This window comes from Streptomyces thermovulgaris (assembly GCF_002155915.1).
GTDB lineage: Bacteria > Actinomycetota > Actinomycetes > Streptomycetales > Streptomycetaceae > Streptomyces > Streptomyces thermovulgaris.
Window position 1 is genome coordinate 1 of sequence record NZ_MUME01000166.1, and the last position, 689, is coordinate 689.

1 pseudogene is annotated in these 689 nt (G+C 71.6%); it reads right to left on the minus strand.

Annotated elements, in window-relative coordinates:
* Window positions 1–687 (minus strand): annotated as a pseudogene (locus CCN35_RS14990) (5-deoxy-glucuronate isomerase); the annotation flags it as partial.
* Window positions 688–689: the final 2 nt, after the last annotated feature.

Consider the following 689-nt stretch of genomic DNA (forward strand, 5'->3'; position numbering starts at 1 on the left):
TGGATAAGAGACAGGTGTAGAGGGGGAGACGGGGGTCGACGGGCTGCCCGGGCCAGGTGTCGCGGATCCAGGCGTGGTCGGGGTGGTCGCAGATCAGCCAGGCGCGCTCGGCATCGGGGCCGGCCATGACGTTGAGGTAGTACATGTGGTGGCCGGGCACGGCCATCGACGGCCCGTGCCAGCCGTTGGGGATCAGGATCACGTCGCCGTCGCGCACCTCGGCCAGCACGTCCGTCTCCCGGTCCGGACCGGAGGGGGAGACCCGCTGGTAGCCGAGGCCGGGGACGCCGTCGTGGGCGGCGAACTCGAAGTAGTAGATCTCCTCCAGGACCGACTCCTCGCCCGGCCGGTGCTCGTCGTGCTTGTGCGGCGGGAAGGAGGACCAGTTGCCGCCCGGGGTGAGCACCTCCACGGCGATCAGCTTGTCGCACTCGAAGACGCCGGCGGCNNGGCGCCGGTGAGCGCGAAGCGTCCGCCGCCGGCCGACGAGACGGCCGTACGGGCGTCGCGCGGCACGTACGCGAAGTCGCTCACGCCGCTGAACACGCTGTCACGGCCGGTCAGCCGGAAGGTCTGCGCGCCGGAGTCGTCGGTGACCTCCACCGTGCAGCCGCCGCTGAGCGGCAGCACGATCCACTCGCTGTCGCCGGTGTCGAAGGTGTGCGACCCGCCCGGCGGCAGTTCCAGCA